Origin of the sequence: Burkholderia anthina (assembly GCF_902498995.1) — a bacterium.
Lineage (GTDB): Bacteria > Pseudomonadota > Gammaproteobacteria > Burkholderiales > Burkholderiaceae > Burkholderia > Burkholderia anthina.
In genome coordinates this window covers 127,069-143,568 of the sequence record NZ_CABVLY010000019.1, presented here as the reverse complement: position 1 = coordinate 143,568, position 16,500 = coordinate 127,069, and the positions used below count along the sequence as shown (strand labels likewise).

The 16,500-nt window shown below is 62.5% G+C and carries 14 protein-coding genes and 4 pseudogenes; all 18 read right to left on the bottom strand.

Annotated features, from left to right (window positions below):
- Positions 1 to 1,793 precede the first annotated feature (1,793 nt).
- A pseudogene (locus tag BME24068_RS35415) lies at positions 1,794 to 4,361 on the bottom strand (TipJ family phage tail tip protein); the annotation flags it as partial.
- Positions 4,358 to 4,921, bottom strand: a complete 564-nt coding sequence (locus tag BME24068_RS23380) for a tail assembly protein (protein ID WP_174927536.1) — start codon at positions 4,919 to 4,921, stop codon at positions 4,358 to 4,360. The gene BME24068_RS23380 and the pseudogene BME24068_RS35415, both read right to left, overlap by 4 nt.
- Complete coding sequence (locus BME24068_RS23375) at positions 4,918 to 5,670, bottom strand: C40 family peptidase (protein WP_174927535.1); 753 nt, start codon at positions 5,668 to 5,670, stop codon at positions 4,918 to 4,920. Before BME24068_RS23375 ends, BME24068_RS23380 begins: the two co-directional genes overlap by 4 nt.
- 89 nt (positions 5,671 to 5,759) lie before the next feature.
- Positions 5,760 to 6,089, bottom strand: coding sequence for a hypothetical protein (locus tag BME24068_RS23370; RefSeq protein ID WP_174927534.1), 330 nt, complete (start codon positions 6,087 to 6,089; stop codon positions 5,760 to 5,762).
- Positions 6,090 to 6,130: 41 nt separating this feature from the next.
- Positions 6,131 to 6,478, bottom strand: a pseudogene (locus BME24068_RS23365) (phage minor tail protein L); the annotation flags it as partial.
- 114 nt (positions 6,479 to 6,592) lie between these two features.
- Positions 6,593 to 7,306, bottom strand: a pseudogene (locus tag BME24068_RS35555) (phage head spike fiber domain-containing protein); the annotation flags it as partial.
- A gap of 9 nt (positions 7,307 to 7,315) precedes the next feature.
- Positions 7,316 to 7,651, bottom strand: a pseudogene (locus BME24068_RS23360) (phage minor tail protein L); the annotation flags it as partial.
- Positions 7,648 to 8,865, bottom strand: a complete 1,218-nt coding sequence (locus tag BME24068_RS23355) for a phage tail fiber protein (RefSeq protein WP_174927533.1) — start codon at positions 8,863 to 8,865, stop codon at positions 7,648 to 7,650. The gene BME24068_RS23355 and the pseudogene BME24068_RS23360, both read right to left, overlap by 4 nt.
- Positions 8,866 to 8,873: 8 nt before the next feature.
- Positions 8,874 to 9,212, bottom strand: a complete 339-nt coding sequence (locus BME24068_RS23350) for a phage tail protein (RefSeq protein WP_174927532.1) — start codon at positions 9,210 to 9,212, stop codon at positions 8,874 to 8,876.
- Positions 9,212 to 13,315 carry a phage tail tape measure protein gene (locus tag BME24068_RS23345; protein ID WP_174927531.1) on the bottom strand — a complete coding sequence of 1,368 codons (4,104 nt, stop codon included), beginning with the start codon at positions 13,313 to 13,315 and terminating at the stop codon, positions 9,212 to 9,214. Before BME24068_RS23345 ends, BME24068_RS23350 begins: the two co-directional genes overlap by 1 nt.
- 13 nt (positions 13,316 to 13,328) lie before the next feature.
- The gene (locus BME24068_RS23340) at positions 13,329 to 13,607 is read right to left on the bottom strand and encodes a phage tail assembly protein T (RefSeq protein WP_174927530.1); all 279 of its coding nucleotides are present in this window, start codon (positions 13,605 to 13,607) and stop codon (positions 13,329 to 13,331) included.
- On the bottom strand, positions 13,604 to 14,068 hold the full coding sequence (locus BME24068_RS23335) for a phage tail assembly chaperone (RefSeq protein WP_174927529.1): 465 nt from the start codon (positions 14,066 to 14,068) through the stop codon (positions 13,604 to 13,606). The genes BME24068_RS23340 and BME24068_RS23335 overlap by 4 nt, the downstream gene beginning before the upstream one ends.
- Positions 14,069 to 14,098: 30 nt before the next feature.
- Positions 14,099 to 14,563: a phage tail tube protein gene (locus BME24068_RS23330; protein WP_174927528.1), complete on the bottom strand. Its 465-nt coding sequence runs from the start codon at positions 14,561 to 14,563 to the stop codon at positions 14,099 to 14,101.
- 57 nt (positions 14,564 to 14,620) lie between these two features.
- Positions 14,621 to 14,965, bottom strand: coding sequence for a hypothetical protein (locus BME24068_RS23325; RefSeq protein WP_174927527.1), 345 nt, complete (start codon positions 14,963 to 14,965; stop codon positions 14,621 to 14,623).
- Entirely contained in the window at positions 14,962 to 15,384 is a 423-nt protein-coding gene (locus BME24068_RS23320) for an HK97-gp10 family putative phage morphogenesis protein (protein ID WP_174927526.1), read from the bottom strand. Before BME24068_RS23320 ends, BME24068_RS23325 begins: the two co-directional genes overlap by 4 nt.
- Positions 15,377 to 15,703, bottom strand: coding sequence for a phage head closure protein (locus BME24068_RS23315; RefSeq protein ID WP_174927525.1), 327 nt, complete (start codon positions 15,701 to 15,703; stop codon positions 15,377 to 15,379). Before BME24068_RS23315 ends, BME24068_RS23320 begins: the two co-directional genes overlap by 8 nt.
- Entirely contained in the window at positions 15,703 to 16,269 is a 567-nt protein-coding gene (locus tag BME24068_RS23310) for a head-tail connector protein (protein ID WP_174927524.1), read from the bottom strand. The genes BME24068_RS23315 and BME24068_RS23310 overlap by 1 nt, the downstream gene beginning before the upstream one ends.
- 6 nt (positions 16,270 to 16,275) lie before the next feature.
- Positions 16,276 to 16,458 carry a hypothetical protein gene (locus BME24068_RS23305; RefSeq protein ID WP_174927523.1) on the bottom strand — a complete coding sequence of 61 codons (183 nt, stop codon included), beginning with the start codon at positions 16,456 to 16,458 and terminating at the stop codon, positions 16,276 to 16,278.
- Between the last annotated feature and the right edge of the window lie 42 nt (positions 16,459 to 16,500).

Genomic DNA, 16,500 nt, shown 5'->3' with positions numbered 1-16,500 from the left:
TCATTGATCGCCTTGGCAATCGGCGTCACCGACTGCCGGAACGTCGTATTCTTCGCGTCGGTTTGAGCCTGCACCGCCGCGATGCTGTTGGCGTTTGCCGTGTCGCCATCGGCACGCGCAGATTGCTCCTGCGTAATGGCCGCTGCATTCGCGGCGGCCGTCGCCGTAACCGCGTCGACACGCTTGCCGAGCGCGGTATCTGCATCTGCCCGCGCCTGCTGTTCAGCAGTGATCGACGCCTTGTTCGCGCCGACATCTGCCGTCACCGTGTCGATGCGCTTCCCGAGCGCCGTATCAGCGTTCGTTCGGGCCGTCACTTCACTGCTGATATCGGCCTTGTTTGCGTTCGTCGTCGCTGACACGGTATCGATCCGAGTCGACAACGCCGCATCCGCAGTCGCACGCGTATTCGATTCCGTTTGAATCGCACCCGCGTTTTGACCGACCGACACTTGCAACGAAGTAATCGCCGAGGCGTTCGCCGAATCCGCCGCAACGCGTGCGTTTCGCTCGTCGACAAGCAAACCGCTCGGCAGAGACTCCAACTTCCCGTTGGCCGGATCCTGCAGCCCCGTGAGCTTCACCGACAACTGCTGGCGCGCGGTCGTCTCTGCCGTGTCGGCAGTCGCCCGCGCCATCGCTTCGCTGGTCAGCGCGGCACTACTTGCGCCCGGTGCAGGACGCCCGACCGCGACCCAATCAATTTCGAAAAAATCCTTCGCCGTCGGCTCCAGCGCCAGGTACACCCGAAGCTGGCTGACACTCCCGCTCCACGCCTCGTTGAGCATCACAACCGCAATACCGCTCTCGTCGTAATCCGGTTCCGGGATCGCCAGATTCGACCACGTACCCGCGATGTTGCGACCGACGAATCCATACCAACCCGGATTACCTGTCTTGCGAATACGTAGACGGACCTGTCGGTACTCGTCGCCGTTGATGTCGAGCGATGCCGGCGATTGCACGTAGCCCTTCGCGACCGCCGGCGGCTTCATCCAGGACGCCGTTACGGTCGGCGTACCGGATTGCGCGGTCCAACCATCAACCCCGTTCGTGAAGTACCAGATTTGGGCGTAGTCGAACTGCTCACCGACACCCGCCTGCAGCTGCGTGATCTGCTGCACGACCGACTCGTATTGCGTCACCCGTGCATCACGTTCCTGCCCGATCAGGCCGCTCGTTACCTTGCTGAGATCGGCACCGTCGTATCCGCCGCGAAGCTGTGTAGCCAGCAACTCACGTTGGTTCGCCTCCGCGTCGACTGCGGACGCGCGCGCAACCTGCTCGGACTGAATCGCGGACGTATTCTTGCCAATCGCCGCGGTATTCGTATCGATCCGACTCGACAGCGACGAGTCCGCCGATTGCCGCGCGGATTGTTCCGACGCGATCGACGCGCCGAGCTTCGCGGCCTGATCGGCCAGTTCGCGCGCCTGCACATCCGACGCTGCCTTGATGGCCGCGTCACGTGCGGATGCCTCACCGGCGATCGCCGTCGTCCGAGCCGATGTCTCGGCCGCCAGCGCCGCCTGTCGCTCCTCCGCCTCCTTCTTGATGGCCGCAATACGGTCAGCGACCTCCTGCTCAATCTGCGCCGAGCGAACCGTCGCCTCTGCAGCGATCGCAGCGTTTCGTGCGAGCACTTCGTCTGCCAGCGCTTTCGCGCGAGTTGCCGCCTCCGCGTTGTCCGCATTCGCACGCGCGGTTGCCTCTGCCGTGATCGCGCTGGTGCGATCTGATACCTCCTTCGCGATTGCCGTTGCGTTGCTCGATACGTCCTTCTGTATGCTCGGAATCGCATCGATCGGCTTTTGCAGATCCTCGTTCAGCGAAGAGTGCGAAATCTTTCCTTTGAAATACTCGTCGTACGCCTCTTCATCCGTCGTCGGCTGCCCCTGCACGCCCGGCCCGCTCGCCGGGAACCACGATCCAACGTTGCCCGACCGGTCTACGAGCCGCGCCCAGAAATAGAACACCTGACCAGGTGCGAGACCTTGCATCGACGTCGAAGCCTGCGGATACGCAAAATCCGACAGCTTGATTGCATCGGCGCGATTCGTCGTGCGGCTCTGCCAAATCTCCGTGCGCTGCGTATCGGCTGCCGTGCCGTCTGCCGGGAACGCCCAATCAAGATTGATCCCGTAGACCACGCCGGCCGCCTTCAACGAAGCGACAGCCGGCGGCGGTGTCGTTTTCCCGTTCAGCGTCGTTTCCGCACTGACGGCCGGCAGCGACGTCACGTTCATCACGTTCTGTGCGCGCACGCGCGCCACGTACCGCCCTTGATAAATGCCCGGGATTTCGACTTGCAGGCCGCCGGTCTGGGCCACGCTGACCCAGTCGCCGTTATCCTTCCGCCATTCCGGCAAATACGTCACAGCCTTGTCGGCGGCATCCCACGCGATCACCATGTTGGTTTTCGCGATGCCTTGGTCGATCACCGAATACGTCGTGATCCGGACATTGGTCGGCGGCCCCTGTACCGATGGCGGAACGACCGTAATCGGACGCTGCTGAATCTGTGCGCCGTCGTCGATCGCCGCGTACTTGCCCGGTTCGTGCTTCGTCGCGGTGATCGTGTATGCAATCTGCCCTTCGTCGTCGCTCTCCTGCACACTGACGACGCGATAGAGCTGCGCGGCGAGCTTATCGCTTTCCAGCATCCACACCGCACCCGGAATCGGATCTGCATCGAACCGATCAACCAAGGTCAGCACATCGCCATCGACAGACTTCACCGCACGAGTTTGTGCGAGCCCCGACGGCAGAATTGCCGTGAAGCGATCACCCGCCGCAACCGTAGGCGCCTTGTCCAGCGTGATCACATTTCCGACCGCCGAACGAACTCGGCCGCCCATGCGTGCGCCGGCCTTCTTCGGATCGGCAATCGCGATCACTTGCCCCGGTCCGACCAGCACGCCGTCCATACCGACCTGGAACGACACCGAGCCGGACTCGTATCGCGACGTCAGCAGGATCCACAGTCCAAGGCGATGGGCCTGCGCCTGCGACGTGCAACCGAACGCCGTCACCTGCGTCTTGACGACGCCGTAGCGTGCGATACCATCGTCGTCCGGCACGTACTCGACTGCCTGCTTGTACTGGTTCGTCGGGTCGTTGTAGCTCACGAGCGCGACCGTGTACCGCGTCTTGCGCTCGCTGCCAACATACCGAAACGCGCCGTCGATCACGTTGGCGGCGGTGTACACGTACACCGGATCGGACGGCATGTCGGCTGACGCGACAACCGCGCCCGGCCCCCAATACGCGATCCCGCGAAACACGCTCGCCAGATCCTGCAATACCTTGAACGCGTCGGCCGCCGACTGGATCACGCAGTTACACGTAAATCGTGGCTCAACACCGCCACGGCCGTCCGACACCATCACGTCGCAATACCGCGCGATCTCGTACAACCCCCACTTGTCGACCATCGATGCGTCGACGTTTTTGCCGAGACCGTAGCGCGCATTCAGCAGCAGGTCATAGAACACCCATGCCGGGTTGTTCGACCACGCCATCTTGAACGTACCGTCCCACACCGCCGAATACGTCCGCGTCGTCGGGTCGTAGTTCGACGGCACACGGATAATCAAGCCGCGCACGCCGTACGAGCGCACCGGCACCTGCGAGAACGATCGCGCGTCGAACGTCATGCCGACGAGTGCCGTCATCGGATAGCGCAGCTTGCGATCGATGACTTCCGCGATCGCTTCGATGTTCACCGTGTCGGCGATCAGCGCGCTATGCGCGTTCGGCGTGATACGACGCACGCGCACCAGCCACCCGGTTTTTGCGCGCGGCAATTCGATCCGATGCGACCGCTCGTAGAGCGACGTCGTCTTGCCGTCGAACGCGCCTTTCAAGACCTGCGCATATGAACCGCCGTCGACCGACAGATCGATCGCATATTCCACGCGATAACCGACCGCGCCGGCCGACGGGTCGTTTTTCTGCAGGGCCGGCAGACCGAATCGAATACGCACCGCCGTGAGCTGCGTGTTCTGCACCTGACGCACCCACGGCGCATCAGACGTCAGCGGTACGCCGACAGCCGATTCACGCTCGACCGCAGGAAAACCTGCTATGAAGTCCTGATCGACCGTACCAGTTCGGACGTCGACACTGTAGTTCTGGAAGTTGACCGAGCCGTCCGCGTTCTGGATCGGTGTACCGTCGAGATACACCGACTGCAGGCCGTTGATGAGACCTTCGATCTGGCCTTCCGAGACAATGTCGAGCGCCTTCGCGCGTGCGATGGAATGCAGGCTGTCGGGCGACTCGCTGCCACCACCTCCGCCACCACCACCCTTTGCGCCGCTGATACGTTTCGGGCCGGACTCTGCATATAGCTTTTTCACACCTGGTCCTCTGTGTAGATGCCCGAACTCGCGACCTTTGAACCCACGATCAGCTCGCCGTAGACGAGCGACACCGGCTCGCCTTGCGCCGGGCTATTCATTGGTCCATTGAAGTAGTAGGACGTCCCGTTGTCGGCCACGCCTGCGAGCCCTGCCTGTTGCGGACTCAACATCTGCGCAACGCCACCAAGCGCCAGTGAGGCGCCCATCCCGATCAACGACGGCTGCTCGAACACAAACCCGACCACCATCAACGCGGCACCCAGAATCGTTTGAAACAAACCGCCGGCCTTGCTGCCGATAATTACGGGCGCGATTCGAATCGCGTCACTCCCGACGGGTGCATCGAGATCGTCTTTGCTCAGGTTTCGGCGCCCGTTGAACACCGCGAACGTCAGCCCCTTTCCGCGTGCCTCCAACAGAAATTTCCGAAAGCCCGGAATCAGTACCGACAGCGCGCGCACCGCCTCCGCAGTCGACGACACGGCCAGGCGATGCACTCGTCCGAATCGCGCACCCGCGATCCCGTAGAGCCGTACCTCCCGCAATCGCTCGCTCATCGCGCACCTCCGACATACCGGAGGACCGTCGTGCAGGAGTCGCGCCACATCGAGCCCCACACCGCGCGACAGGACAGTCGCCCATACATGTGATGCGCGAACATGCCGTCGCCGAGATACACGCCCGAATGGTTCGGCACGCCGTTTTTGCTCCGCACCTGCATCAGAAGCACGTCGCCCGGCTCGAGCACGGCGTCACGGCCTACGTCGAGAAATCCCGCGTCCTGGTAGTGCGCGATGTACAGATTCGAGTAGCCGTCGTCCCACCAGCCATCCTTGCGCTCGAAGTCCGGGAGCACGGTCCCGCGCTCGGCGAGATACCAGTCCCGCACCAGCGCATAGCAGTCGAGTACGCCATGCACGTACTCGCGGCCGTACAGCGGCGCGACGTAGCCGCTCGGCGCGAACTCGCACCAGTCGTCGACTCCGATCGTCCCGTCGGCCTGCACACCGAGCGAGACGATCACCCACGATGCGATGCCTGCGACTTCACACATCGCGAGATCTCCCATGCTCGGCTGGGCTGTCGCGTTCGGGTGCGAGTGCACAATCGCGACAATCTCGCCGACGTCTTCGGCCGCCGCATAGTCTTCGGGTGCGAGCACAAATTGCTCGGCCGGCGACTTCGCGACGTTCTGGCAAGGCACATACCCGTCTGCCGTCTCGCCCCTGACGATCAGGCCGCAGCACTCGCGCGGGTACTCCGCAATCGCGTGCTGCGCGATCGCTTGCTTGATTCGTTCGTCCATAAAAAAACCCGCCGAAGCGGGTCCTATAAGTGAGCGGGAAATAAAAAACCCCGCACTTGGCGGGGTTCGAGGGGTTCTCTTCGGTGCGCCTACGCGCGGGTGCCCAGCATGGCGCGGAGTTGGTCGGCAAACTCAGCGCCTGGGTGTTGCTCCCAAATTTCGAGCACGAGCGCGATCTGCTCGGCTGTCAGCGCCTCGCGGCCCATCTTCGCCGGATCGTCGCTCGGCGCGGCAATCGGACCGCACCAACGCACGTTGTCGGCCCACGCCTCGGAAATGTCATGGCTGCACTCGTCGCCAATGTACTGCGCGCACGGGCCCCATGACTTGTTCGCAACTTCAACTGGTTCCGGCGCACGCCCAGCTTCAGCGATCCAGTAGAACCCTTCAACCATCGGTCGCTCATTCATCCACTTCATGGCACCACCATAATGATTTGCGTTCTTCCATGATCGCGCCGTCAGGACAGCGTGTCGCACAAAAAGCCGCCCCACGGCAGCGGGTTATTGACGCCAAATCGGCATTCGCAACCGCTGATTTTCTGACTGCAACGATCCAAAGCTGGATCGCTCACTGGCTTATCGTTCTTGTCGAAAAACACCATTGCGGTGTATCCACATTCGGGGCCGCGATAGCGCGCCTGACACATGCCGACCATCTGTCTTGCCGGCACCTGTTGTCCACCAAAGTCGAGCGGCGACGACAGCGTGAACTCGACCTGTACGCCAGGCTGCTCGTCGCTTTTCTGTTCGATTCGCCACTGTTCGTCGGGCCACTTCTCATTCGGGTCAGCAGTCGGGTTATTGCCTGCGACACCGGACCCTGACCACGTGAGCGCCGAAGACCTTGCCGGTGCTGACGCAAACTGCACGACCCCATCCGATGCCAGCGCATAGTCCGTTACAGCCTTCGCCGCGCCCGCCGTCGGAATGTATGCCCCCGCAACGTCACCAAGCTCGCAGTGTTGCGCCCAGTGGTACAGGTAGCCGACGCCGTCGCCCGCATACATCTGCGTCGGGGCATCGAGCGTCCCGGTCCAAACGATCGCCCGGAAAATGTGATCCGTCCCGGTGTCAGCGGGAAATGCGACCGTCTGCCCGATTTCCCACCATCCATCGCGCAGGCCAGTGACCCAGTACGTTCGCTCGTACGTCCCGTTACCGATCGTCTTGTATTGCCCCGTTTTAAGGTCAACCAGAATTCCAGAGTAGGAATTCGTCGGCGTGCCGTAGACGCGCAATTCGATCAGATTGAGCGAACCCGCTTTGAAGAAGCCGTATCGAGTAGCCTTCCGCCCTGCGTCGTAAGTGGCGTGCTGATCGAGGTAGTGCGCGCCGCTCGCTGTCGACGGAATCAACCGCTGGACGCCGCCCGCATCGTCGGGATTCGGCGACGCCATGCTGGGATCACTCGACACGCTCAACAGCGAACGCTGCCAGCCCGACGCCGAGAAATTCTGCGAGTTGATGAACTGGTTCGTTCTCGGCGTCGGATAAAGCAACCGGTCACCCTGCCAGTCGCTTCGACGAATCGCACTCACGTTCACATCGCGCACGACCGGCAAGCTATCCGGTCCGACGAGCTGGTACGCTTGTGTTGCGCCGTCGCCAGTCGCGAACCGCTGATTCGATGCCACCTGATCGACAGGGAAGTTGATCGCATCCAGGTACTTCGCCAGCGTGCGCCGCCGGAACACCTTCGCGCCGACCAGATCATCGAGCGCTATACACAGCGCCGTGATCGTGCCGTTGATGTCGCCGACCGTCAGCGTCGGCGACGGCTGCCGTGCGTCCGACGTTCGCTCAAAACCGGCCAACTGAATAGGCCATGCCTTGTATTCAAGCCCCTGCCAAATGATCGACGCGGATTGCAAATGACCATGGAATCGAAGAACGTCACCCCCGATTTCCGAGCAGTTCACCTCGAGAAAGCTGAGTCGATGGCCTGGCTCGAGCGACTGAATATCTGCTGTGATCGTCACGATGTAATCCCCGCGATCCTCATACACCGCGGATAGAGCGGCCCAACCGGCCGATTCTTCATAAGCAAGAGCTGCAGCGTGTACTTCTTGCCCGGCGTCAGCCCGTCCTTAGCGAGAGTAGCCACAAGTTTTTCGCGTCCGCCCAAGCCCGCATCCACCGCCGCGACGGTCGAAACGTCGTCCTGCCCGTCGAACACAACGGTCGCGCCGTCCGCGATACGGAACCGCATCATCACGTCCGTCGCCCCCCCGACACCAGCCGCTAGATTCAGCGCGGCTGTTGCAGTCGCCATGATGGTCCCGCCCGCACCGACTACAACGTCTACCGATAGACGGGTTTCAAAGGCATTCGGGTTGAGGTCCGTTTCCGTTCCGCCGTTGGCACTGAACACGGCCGGCCGGGTCATATTCCCGGCATGCCATGGACTCGCCAGATTTCCGTTGTCCCACGGTGTTTTCCCCGCGAAGGTCGGACGCGAGCCGATCGAGCAGCCCGCCCCCGTTCCGTCGATCGTCACCTTGTCGTCCTTCAGGCTGTAGATGAACGGACGCGGAGGATCCCAGTTCCCGAACTGATCGCCGACGGCTGTCCGCATCAGGTAGAGCGCGGTGCTGTCTTTCCGCCAGAACGTCCCGACGTCTCCATTCGCCATGCGGAAGGAGTTTGTCGACGTCGTTTGAACCTCACCAGTCACGGCGACCTTTCCGCCGACGGTCACGTTTCGCCCAATGCTCGCGTCCGTGCCGATCGACGCACTACCACCAACGGACTGATTGCCGACGACGGTTTCGTCCGGGGTGTACGATCGGCCCCGCATGAGAATTCGCCACGACTTCACCCCGTCAGTGTCTAACAGCACGCTCTCGCCCGAATTGAGTCGAGCAAGCGCCAGAGAATCGCCAGAGCCTACGGCCACCGCGAGCGTGAGCACCCCGCCGCTCACGTTGCGAATGAGCATCACGCCGTCCGCCGGGCATGTAGATGCGGGCGGCAGGTTGATCGTGCCGCCACCTGTGATGTTGACACCGATACGCTTCCCGATATGGGCCGCCGTCAGAGCTTGCGAAGCCGAAATCGAACCCGCAGTCGTAAGCGCCGCCTGTGCGCTCAGAACATCGACATTTGCGTTGAACTTCGTGTTCGCTGTGCGCTGATCATCGCCGCCGGCACCGGCCGGCACCGTTCCGAGATTTGCTTTTTGAAGTGCTGCCATGCCAAGCCCTATGGTGCGAAAGTCTGCTCAAACTGAGCGGTGATCGTGTAAAAGTGGCCGTTCTTCACCGGCTCCGTGTATTTCTCGCAAACGAATCGGCCCTGTGATCGAAGCGGTGGCGTCCAGAAGAACGACGCCGCTCCGGCATGACCGTCGAGGAAAGCGAGAATTGCGGAAATCTTGTCGGCATTCCCCACGAACCGAAGGTTGTACGTCGACTTCCGGTTGTTCAGCCCATCGGCCGAGCGCTGCGTATAACCGTCGCCGAATGACGCTTTGGCAACCTTCAGCGTTGCATCACCGCCAAACCCTTCCACCGTCGGTGACCAGTTAAACGTGTCGGTCATTACGCCATCCCGTTCTTGAGTTTCCATAGCGACCCGCCTTGCCGGCTTTCCGTCGCGATGAGCGCCTGCATCATCTGTTTGAGCTTCTTCACGAATTCAGCGCTCGCCATCATTTGCGACGGATCCCCCGATCCGCCTTCGATCGTGACTGGGATATTCAGCATGACGCCCCCATCCTGACTCCCGAACGATCCGCCATCGCCAGCCCGGCCACCACCAACCAAACCGCCGCTCGCAAACTTCGGAAATCCGACGTCACGCCCGCTGTTGATCGCTTCCAGCAACCGGAGCACACCGGGTTTTCGTACGGCAGCAGCACGCACCACGAATTCATCGTTCGAAAGCCACGCAGGAATGCTGTCGCTCGTCGACGTACCCGGCCCCGTCACGCGACCGCCGGTTGCCAGGTGGAAGCCGTATGTATTGCCACCACCGCCCGAGACCGCGTTGCTCAGACCACCGGCCAAACCGCCGAGCAGCGATGACGAACTGAACCCGGATGCCCCGGACGCACCCAGGCCGATCGCATTCCCGAGCCAGCCGAACACTGGCGCGAGTGCAGCGCGAGCGGCAAACCGCGCAAGGTCGGCGATCATGCTGTCGACGAGCCCGCGGAAATCCAGCTTGCCGGTCGACGCAAACGACGCGACTGCATCCTCAAGGCTGCGGAACGAACTGGTAAAGGCTTCCTCGGCGCGGCCGGCAGCGTTCTCCGCAGATTCTTGATAGAGCGCTACCGCCCGGCTCGCACCGACGCGCCAATCACGCTGCAACGCGAGTCGCTGATCCAGATAGCCGCGCTCACGCTCAACCTGCTCGGCCTCGGCACGGTTGATGCGCTCGATTTCCGCCTGGTACTCCGGCGACCCGAGCGTGCCGTCCTTCCGCGCGCCCTTCGTGAAATCGTCGCGCCTGCGCCGAAATTCGTCCCCTACACGATTCGTTGCCTGATTGAGCTCGCGCGCGTTGTCGCCCATCGACATCGCGGCGAGCTCGCGCTCGACGTCGCGCTGACGTTCCGACGCGTAGTCGGCAAGCTCGGCGTCGATTTGCGCGCTGCGCTCTTTCAGCTTGTTGATCGCGTCGTGATATCTGACCTCCTTTTCGAGCTGCACCGCCCTGTCGTATGCAGCCCGGATCGACGCCTGATCACGAACCAAGCTCTTGTCGCCGTCGGACAGCTTCGTACGCTTGCCGAGCAGATCGGTCAGCTTCTGGTCGAAGCCGATCCGATCCTTCTCAGACTGCGTGAGCTTGTCTGTCGCGACTGCCTCGACACGCAGCTGCGCGATCCGTTGCTCGATGTTGCCGATCAATCGCTGGCTTTCCGGATCCGCCCGGGATCCTCCCGACCGAGTCTTGTGCCCGAGCCCAGGGGCATTCACGCCGATGCGCGCGACCTGAGCCGCCGACTCCGATACCGTGTCGTCGAACGCCTGCTTGCCGCGAGCCGCGGCGGCCGCACGCGCCGCATCGGCGTTAAATCCGAACTTCTCGAATTTCTTGCTGACCAGATCAGCTTGGAATTCAGCCAACGCGCCGGCGACGACCATCTGCTGATTCATCAGCGCAAGCTCGCGCGTCAGGTTGTCGATATTCCGACGTGCGCCAGCCTCGGCTTTTACATCCTTGTCCTGGATCGCCTTCTCGAGCGATTTATATGCATCCGCGCGACCGGCGATCAAACCCGCCTGCCGTGCCTCGGCTGCGTTCGCGCCCTTCGTCTTCGCTTCGTATTCGGCCCGCTGCTGCGTGGTCATGCCGATAACATCGGATGCCTCTTTCAGCTTGTCGACATATTTGGTCCACGCCTCGGACGCCATGCCGCCCGCGAAGAAATTGTTTTCCTCCGTGAGCAACCTGACACCGTCCGCCGCACCGCGAGCTGCAGCGTCCATTGCTGCAAGCGTGCGCGTGCTCTTGTCAGCCGCCGCGCCCGCCGTATCGATCGACGCCGCCGCCTGCACCAGTTCGGCCCGAAGGTCGTCGCCACCCTTCGTTGCGTCGACAAACACACCGACCAGCCGCGAAAGCTCACGCGACTTCTCGTCGACACCGAGATTCTCCGACTTGATCCGTTTCAGACCGTCAAGGAATCGATCCAGTGCTACCTGGTTTTCGTCTGTGATAATCGGCGCGCCATCGCCAAACCCCGGAACGATGACGCTCTGCGACGCCCGCGCCGCAAGGCTGCTGTAAGCGGACGCAATGTCGTCCTTCGCCGCTGCCTGCGCCTGCTTGACGCTCTGCCGCGCCGTCTCCTGCTGCAGCGTCGTCAACTGACGATATTTCTCGATCAGTTGATCGAGTGGAGCCTGCATGTCGATCAGGCTTGACGTCGCACTGCTCGCGTGATCCCGGAATACCAGCCAGTTGACGGCGGCACCGAGTGCCACCGTGCCGACCGTCGCGATGATGCCCGGCAGGCCGCCAATCGCCGACAGCAATCCAGAACCTACCGTGCGCATCAGTGAGCCGGCGCGCGCGGCGGTAGTCTGCGCCACCGCGGCGCGCTCGGTCGCGGCAGCGAGGCCCGCTGTCGCCGCCGTCGCTGCGCGCTCGGCCCGCTCGCGGGCCTGAGTCGCCGCCGCGACCTGCCGTTCGGCGACAGCGAGCCCTCGTTCGGTCTCGGCAAGAGCTGCCGCATAACGCGTCTGGTCGGCCGTGCCCTTGGTCGCCGCAGCCTCCAGCGCCACGCGACGCTGCTGCGCCAGCGCAAGCGATGCCTCTGCCCCCGTCAACTCGCGCTGCGCCGCCGCCGTCTCGCGCGCGATCACCGCCGCGTACGGCGTGCCGGCGATTCGCCTGCCGATCTCCTGGCTATTCGCCAAATTCGTTCGCGCGACCGCGACGTGCGCAGCCGCGCTCGCCTCGATCGCGCGAGCCTCGGCGAGCTTCGCCTGCGTGTACTGAATTGAACCAGCCGTCAGGGCAGATTGCATCGCGAGGCTTTCACGCATCGCGCGCATGCCCGCCAGTTCGGCCGCCGCCGCAACCTCAGACGCCTGCGCGCTCTGCAGCTTCGCCGCAGCAGCGTCGCGATCACTTTGCGCCTTCGTAATCGTGACGAGCGCAGCCGCGTTTTCCGCCTGCGCCTTCGCGAGCAACGCCTGCCGCTCGGCATTCCATGCAATCGCCGACTTGCCGGCGGCCGCCGCGGTCATCGCGAAATAGAGCCCAACCCGACCGGCTACAAGCGACGCGCTGATCGCTACGATCTGGTCGAAGTGGGAAGCGACAACTTCGATTCCCTGCGCGAGCTTCGCGCTCGCTCCTGTTGCTTGATCGGTCTTTCCGATGTACGCGACGATTTCCGTCTGAAGACGAGTCATCGCCTGCCCGACGGTCACCTGCATCTTGGTGAACAAGTCATCGGTACTCTGACCGGCGCGAACCAGTGCATCGATCAGATTTTCGACCGTCAGCTTGCCATCCTCGGCAAGGGCCTTCAGCTCGGATGGCCCCTTGCCCATTCCGCGCGCGATCGCGTCCGCGACACCGGGCAATTCCTCAAGGACGCTTTTCAGATCCTGACCGCGAAGTTGGCCAGCAGCGAACGCCTGGCCGAGCTGCACGATACCCATCTTCGCGGTGTCAGCCGACACGCCGGAGAGCGCTACCGCCTTGCTGATCGTCTCGACCAGCGGGCCAACTTGCTTGATCGACAGGCCGAGATGGCCCGTGTTGTTGGCGATACGTTGATAAAGCTCGGCCGTCGCATCGAGCGGCTGACGCGTCGCCTGCGCGATGCGCAGCACATCGTTTTGCGCAATCGCGAAATCGGTCTGGTCGCGCGTGACGATCTTGAGGCGGTTGCTCAGGTTCGTCCACTCGTCCGCGTATTCGATGAGCTGGTGCACACCGAACGCCGCGGCTGCAGCCTCGGCATATCCTCGGATCGATCCACGCGCGGCCTCGATTGCGCGTACCGTCACCTGTACGCTCGCAGCATTCGACGCAAATGCCGCATCTGCGATCCGGCCTCCGTCCCGGACCGAATTAAAATACCCGGCGGTTTCCGACCCCATCCGGCTCAGGCGCCGGTCGTACTGCGTGGTATTCGCGGTTACGCTGACGATCAACTCGCGCAGACTCGTTGCCATTTTTATTTCCCGCCTACTCTACCAATCTCATCAGGCCCGCGAAGAACGGATCGTCCGCGACCTCCTCAACGTCTACCGAATCGCCACCCCAGTTCGGCATCATGTCGGCGACTTTCACCTTCGCACCCTGTGCCTGGAACACGGCCGACGCGACCATCGCGGCATGCAGGTCGTACCGGTCATCGCTGATCGGCGATTCCGCATCCAGCGCCTGCCACAGCGCAAACTCAGCCGTCGACATCTGCGCGCGCAGTTCGGCAAGCGTCTTGCCGAGCCGCAGCGCCAACGTCAATTCGAGTCGGAGATCGGGATTTCGGCGGAAGGCTTTTTTCCTTCTGCCTCCGGGTCGACGTCGAGCTTGCCGAGTTCGATCGCCTTGCTGACGACGCGATCGTGTGCGACGCCATACACGGCGGCCACCGCCTCGGCGTCACCGTCCTCGAACTCGCGACTCCAGCCCGTATCTGCCTCGGTGAACAGCACACGGACGAACAAGCGTGCGTAGGCCATCTGATGCACTTCCGGGCTCAGCTTCCCGTACTTCGCGCGCGCCGTTTCTTCGTCGTCGTCCACCTCGACGCCGGCGGCCAGGCGAAGCGGCTCGAGCCAGAACGCTCGATCGCCGAGCAGCGGCTCGCGCACCGCAACGGTTTCACCGTCCCATTCCGGCATCGGCAGAAATTCGTGCTTCCAGCCCGCGAGCGGATTGAGAATTGCGGCGCGCAGCACGCCGGCTTTTGCTTTGGTTGTCATCTTCAATTCCTTGTTGGTTCGCGAGATCGATTAGCCGGCCGGCGGTGCAGACGGCGGAACGACCTTGGGCGATCCGCTGAGCCGCACGCTGTACGTCGAAGCCACGATGCCGTCCACACCGGCCGACCACGTGTACTGACGCACCATGCCGATGAACAGGAACTGCGAGCCGTCCCGAAACGTCACGCGGAATACGCGCTTCTCGCCGGTCGCGCGAGCACCACGGAGAATCCCTTGGCCTTCGTCGTCGGACGAATAGTTGCCGTCAACGGAAAATTCGCCGGGATCGGGCAGGCCCATCTCGGATTCCTTTTCTTCGCTGGCGAGTGTCGTCGCGTCGATTTCCGACGATTGACCGCCCTGCCACTGGACCGTCTTGCTCGTCGTGTTGAGATCGACGAAAACGAGCGTCTTGTCGTCGAGGTTCGTCGATACGGTCTTCGAAACCTCGACCTTCGTGCCTTGCGCCTTGATGCGCTTGCTTTTCTCGGCCATAAGCCCCTCTAAATGAAAAAGGCCCGCACTTGGCGGGCCAAACAGTAAATGAATCGATCAGAACTGCACGGATATTTCCAGGCTCACCCGAAAATCCCCGGTATCGTTCGAAAAATCATCGGGCAACTCACTGACGCCGCCGACGGCGAACTTCCCGCTCGACGACGCGCGGTCGATAACCTGATCGGCCAACGCATCAGCCTCCGTGTAGGTGTTCGCGTACACGTCGATCTGAAACATGCCCGACTTTCCACCGGTCGCCCCGCCGAGCGCGATATCACGCTCGCCGCTCACGCGAGACACGACGAAATACGGCGATTTCGCCTTCGCGCCGGCGACCCTGACGTAGCCCTTTGCGACACCTACAGTTCCGATCGCATCACGGACGACGAGCGCGCTCATGCCCCACCTCCGATCACCGTATCGATTGCACGCGCGATCTCCGTTCGAATCGCACCTTCGGCTTGAGCGATCGACGCGTCGAACGCCGGACGCATGAATGGCTCGGCCTTCATGTTCTGCGTGCCGAGTTCGAGGAATCGCCAGTAAAACGCATTGGTCGGCGAATCCTCCTTCCCCTTCGCTCGAACGCGAACGCCGGCAGTCGCCACACCGGGCGACTCCTTCTGTCGCAGCGATGCGGAAACGATGTTTCGCTTGAGCTTCCCCGTTTTCTTCGGCGCACGGGCTCGGGCCTCGTCACGAATGACCTTGGCACCGGCCAAAGTTGCGCGTCGGAGCGCCTTCGTCGACTGCGACTTCGCCAGCTTCGCGAAGTCGGCCTGCAGATCAGCCAGCCCGAGAATCTGGACACTAGACATACTTCTCTCCCACTTTGACCGACAGGTCGAGATAGCCGCGCGTCCGAGCGGGCAGCACCGCCGTGATGTCGTACAGCCTGCCGTCGTAACGCACCCGCATCTGCTCGTCGATCCCTGCTCGATAGCGAATGCGCATGCTGGCGACGGTCGAGCCACGAATCGCGCCGGAGATGACGTGTTCCTTTCCGTTCACGAACAGCACGTCGGCCCACGGCTTCGAATGCACGACCCACGCGCCGGGCAACGGTTCGCCGTTCTCGTTTTCTTCCCCGCTAGGCCGTTCGATGACGATTCGCTCTTTCAGCTTTCCGGCTTTCATCAGAACCTCGGCGGAACGGTGATTGAATCGAGCAGGAGATCCGCATAACCGTCAGGCATCTGTGCGATTGCTTGCCCCTCCGAGAACAGCTCGCGATGATCGTAGGCCCATGCAGCCGCCAGCAGCATCCACGACCGCACCGACGGATGCTGGTCGATATCGACACCAGCCTGATACGTGATCGTCACTGCCCGCGCGTTCGGCCAGTGAGTAGCGCCAAGCAGCGCGCACAACGTTTCGCGCCCGAGCTGGACAAGCTCATACCCTTTCGGGTCGAGTGTCGACGCCGTGCCGGTGCCGTCGCGAATTTCGATGCTGTCGACACGCAGCACTTGACCGACCGATAGCGGAAAGTCACCGACCGGGAAGCCCGCCAGCCGCTCGAAGTAGCGAGCTTTTCGAATTGCGGCCCCCGACTTCCGTTCGGCCGCCTGGCGCGCACCGGGAATCACCGTGCGCTCGATGAAATCCCGTTCTTCGTCGTCATCGATTCGACACTGAATCGCAACGTCCTCGAAGGTAAGCGGCTCCGTGTCGTCCAGGTATTCGACGAGAACAGCAGCCATCTGGGATTACCCCTTTGCCGCGGGCTTACCCGTGTCGGCCTTCTGCGAGGCTTTCACCTCCTTCGGTTCCGGCACGGATGCCTCCGCGATTTCCGCATCGACGAGCCGGTCGGCGTGCGCGTCCTCGAAACCCGCGATATCGCCGGGCGTGTATTGCGCGTAATGCCGCTTGAACTTGACCACCTTCATGTTTTTCTCCGAACGGCGGCTCGATCACGACGGATCGAGCCG

Coding starts and splice junctions, on each gene's coding strand:
- BME24068_RS23380 (WP_174927536.1), bottom strand. CDS start 4,921: ATGAGCGAGCGATTGCGGGAGGTACGGCTCTACGGGATCGCGGGTGCG.
- BME24068_RS23375 (WP_174927535.1), bottom strand. CDS start 5,670: ATGGACGAACGAATCAAGCAAGCGATCGCGCAGCACGCGATTGCGGAG.
- BME24068_RS23370 (WP_174927534.1), bottom strand. CDS start 6,089: ATGAAGTGGATGAATGAGCGACCGATGGTTGAAGGGTTCTACTGGATC.
- BME24068_RS23355 (WP_174927533.1), bottom strand. CDS start 8,865: ATGGCAGCACTTCAAAAAGCAAATCTCGGAACGGTGCCGGCCGGTGCC.
- BME24068_RS23350 (WP_174927532.1), bottom strand. CDS start 9,212: ATGACCGACACGTTTAACTGGTCACCGACGGTGGAAGGGTTTGGCGGT.
- BME24068_RS23345 (WP_174927531.1), bottom strand. CDS start 13,315: ATGGCAACGAGTCTGCGCGAGTTGATCGTCAGCGTAACCGCGAATACC.
- BME24068_RS23335 (WP_174927529.1), bottom strand. CDS start 14,068: ATGACAACCAAAGCAAAAGCCGGCGTGCTGCGCGCCGCAATTCTCAAT.
- BME24068_RS23330 (WP_174927528.1), bottom strand. CDS start 14,563: ATGGCCGAGAAAAGCAAGCGCATCAAGGCGCAAGGCACGAAGGTCGAG.
- BME24068_RS23325 (WP_174927527.1), bottom strand. CDS start 14,965: ATGAGCGCGCTCGTCGTCCGTGATGCGATCGGAACTGTAGGTGTCGCA.
- BME24068_RS23320 (WP_174927526.1), bottom strand. CDS start 15,384: ATGTCTAGTGTCCAGATTCTCGGGCTGGCTGATCTGCAGGCCGACTTC.
- BME24068_RS23315 (WP_174927525.1), bottom strand. CDS start 15,703: ATGAAAGCCGGAAAGCTGAAAGAGCGAATCGTCATCGAACGGCCTAGC.
- BME24068_RS23310 (WP_174927524.1), bottom strand. CDS start 16,269: ATGGCTGCTGTTCTCGTCGAATACCTGGACGACACGGAGCCGCTTACC.
- BME24068_RS23305 (WP_174927523.1), bottom strand. CDS start 16,458: ATGAAGGTGGTCAAGTTCAAGCGGCATTACGCGCAATACACGCCCGGC.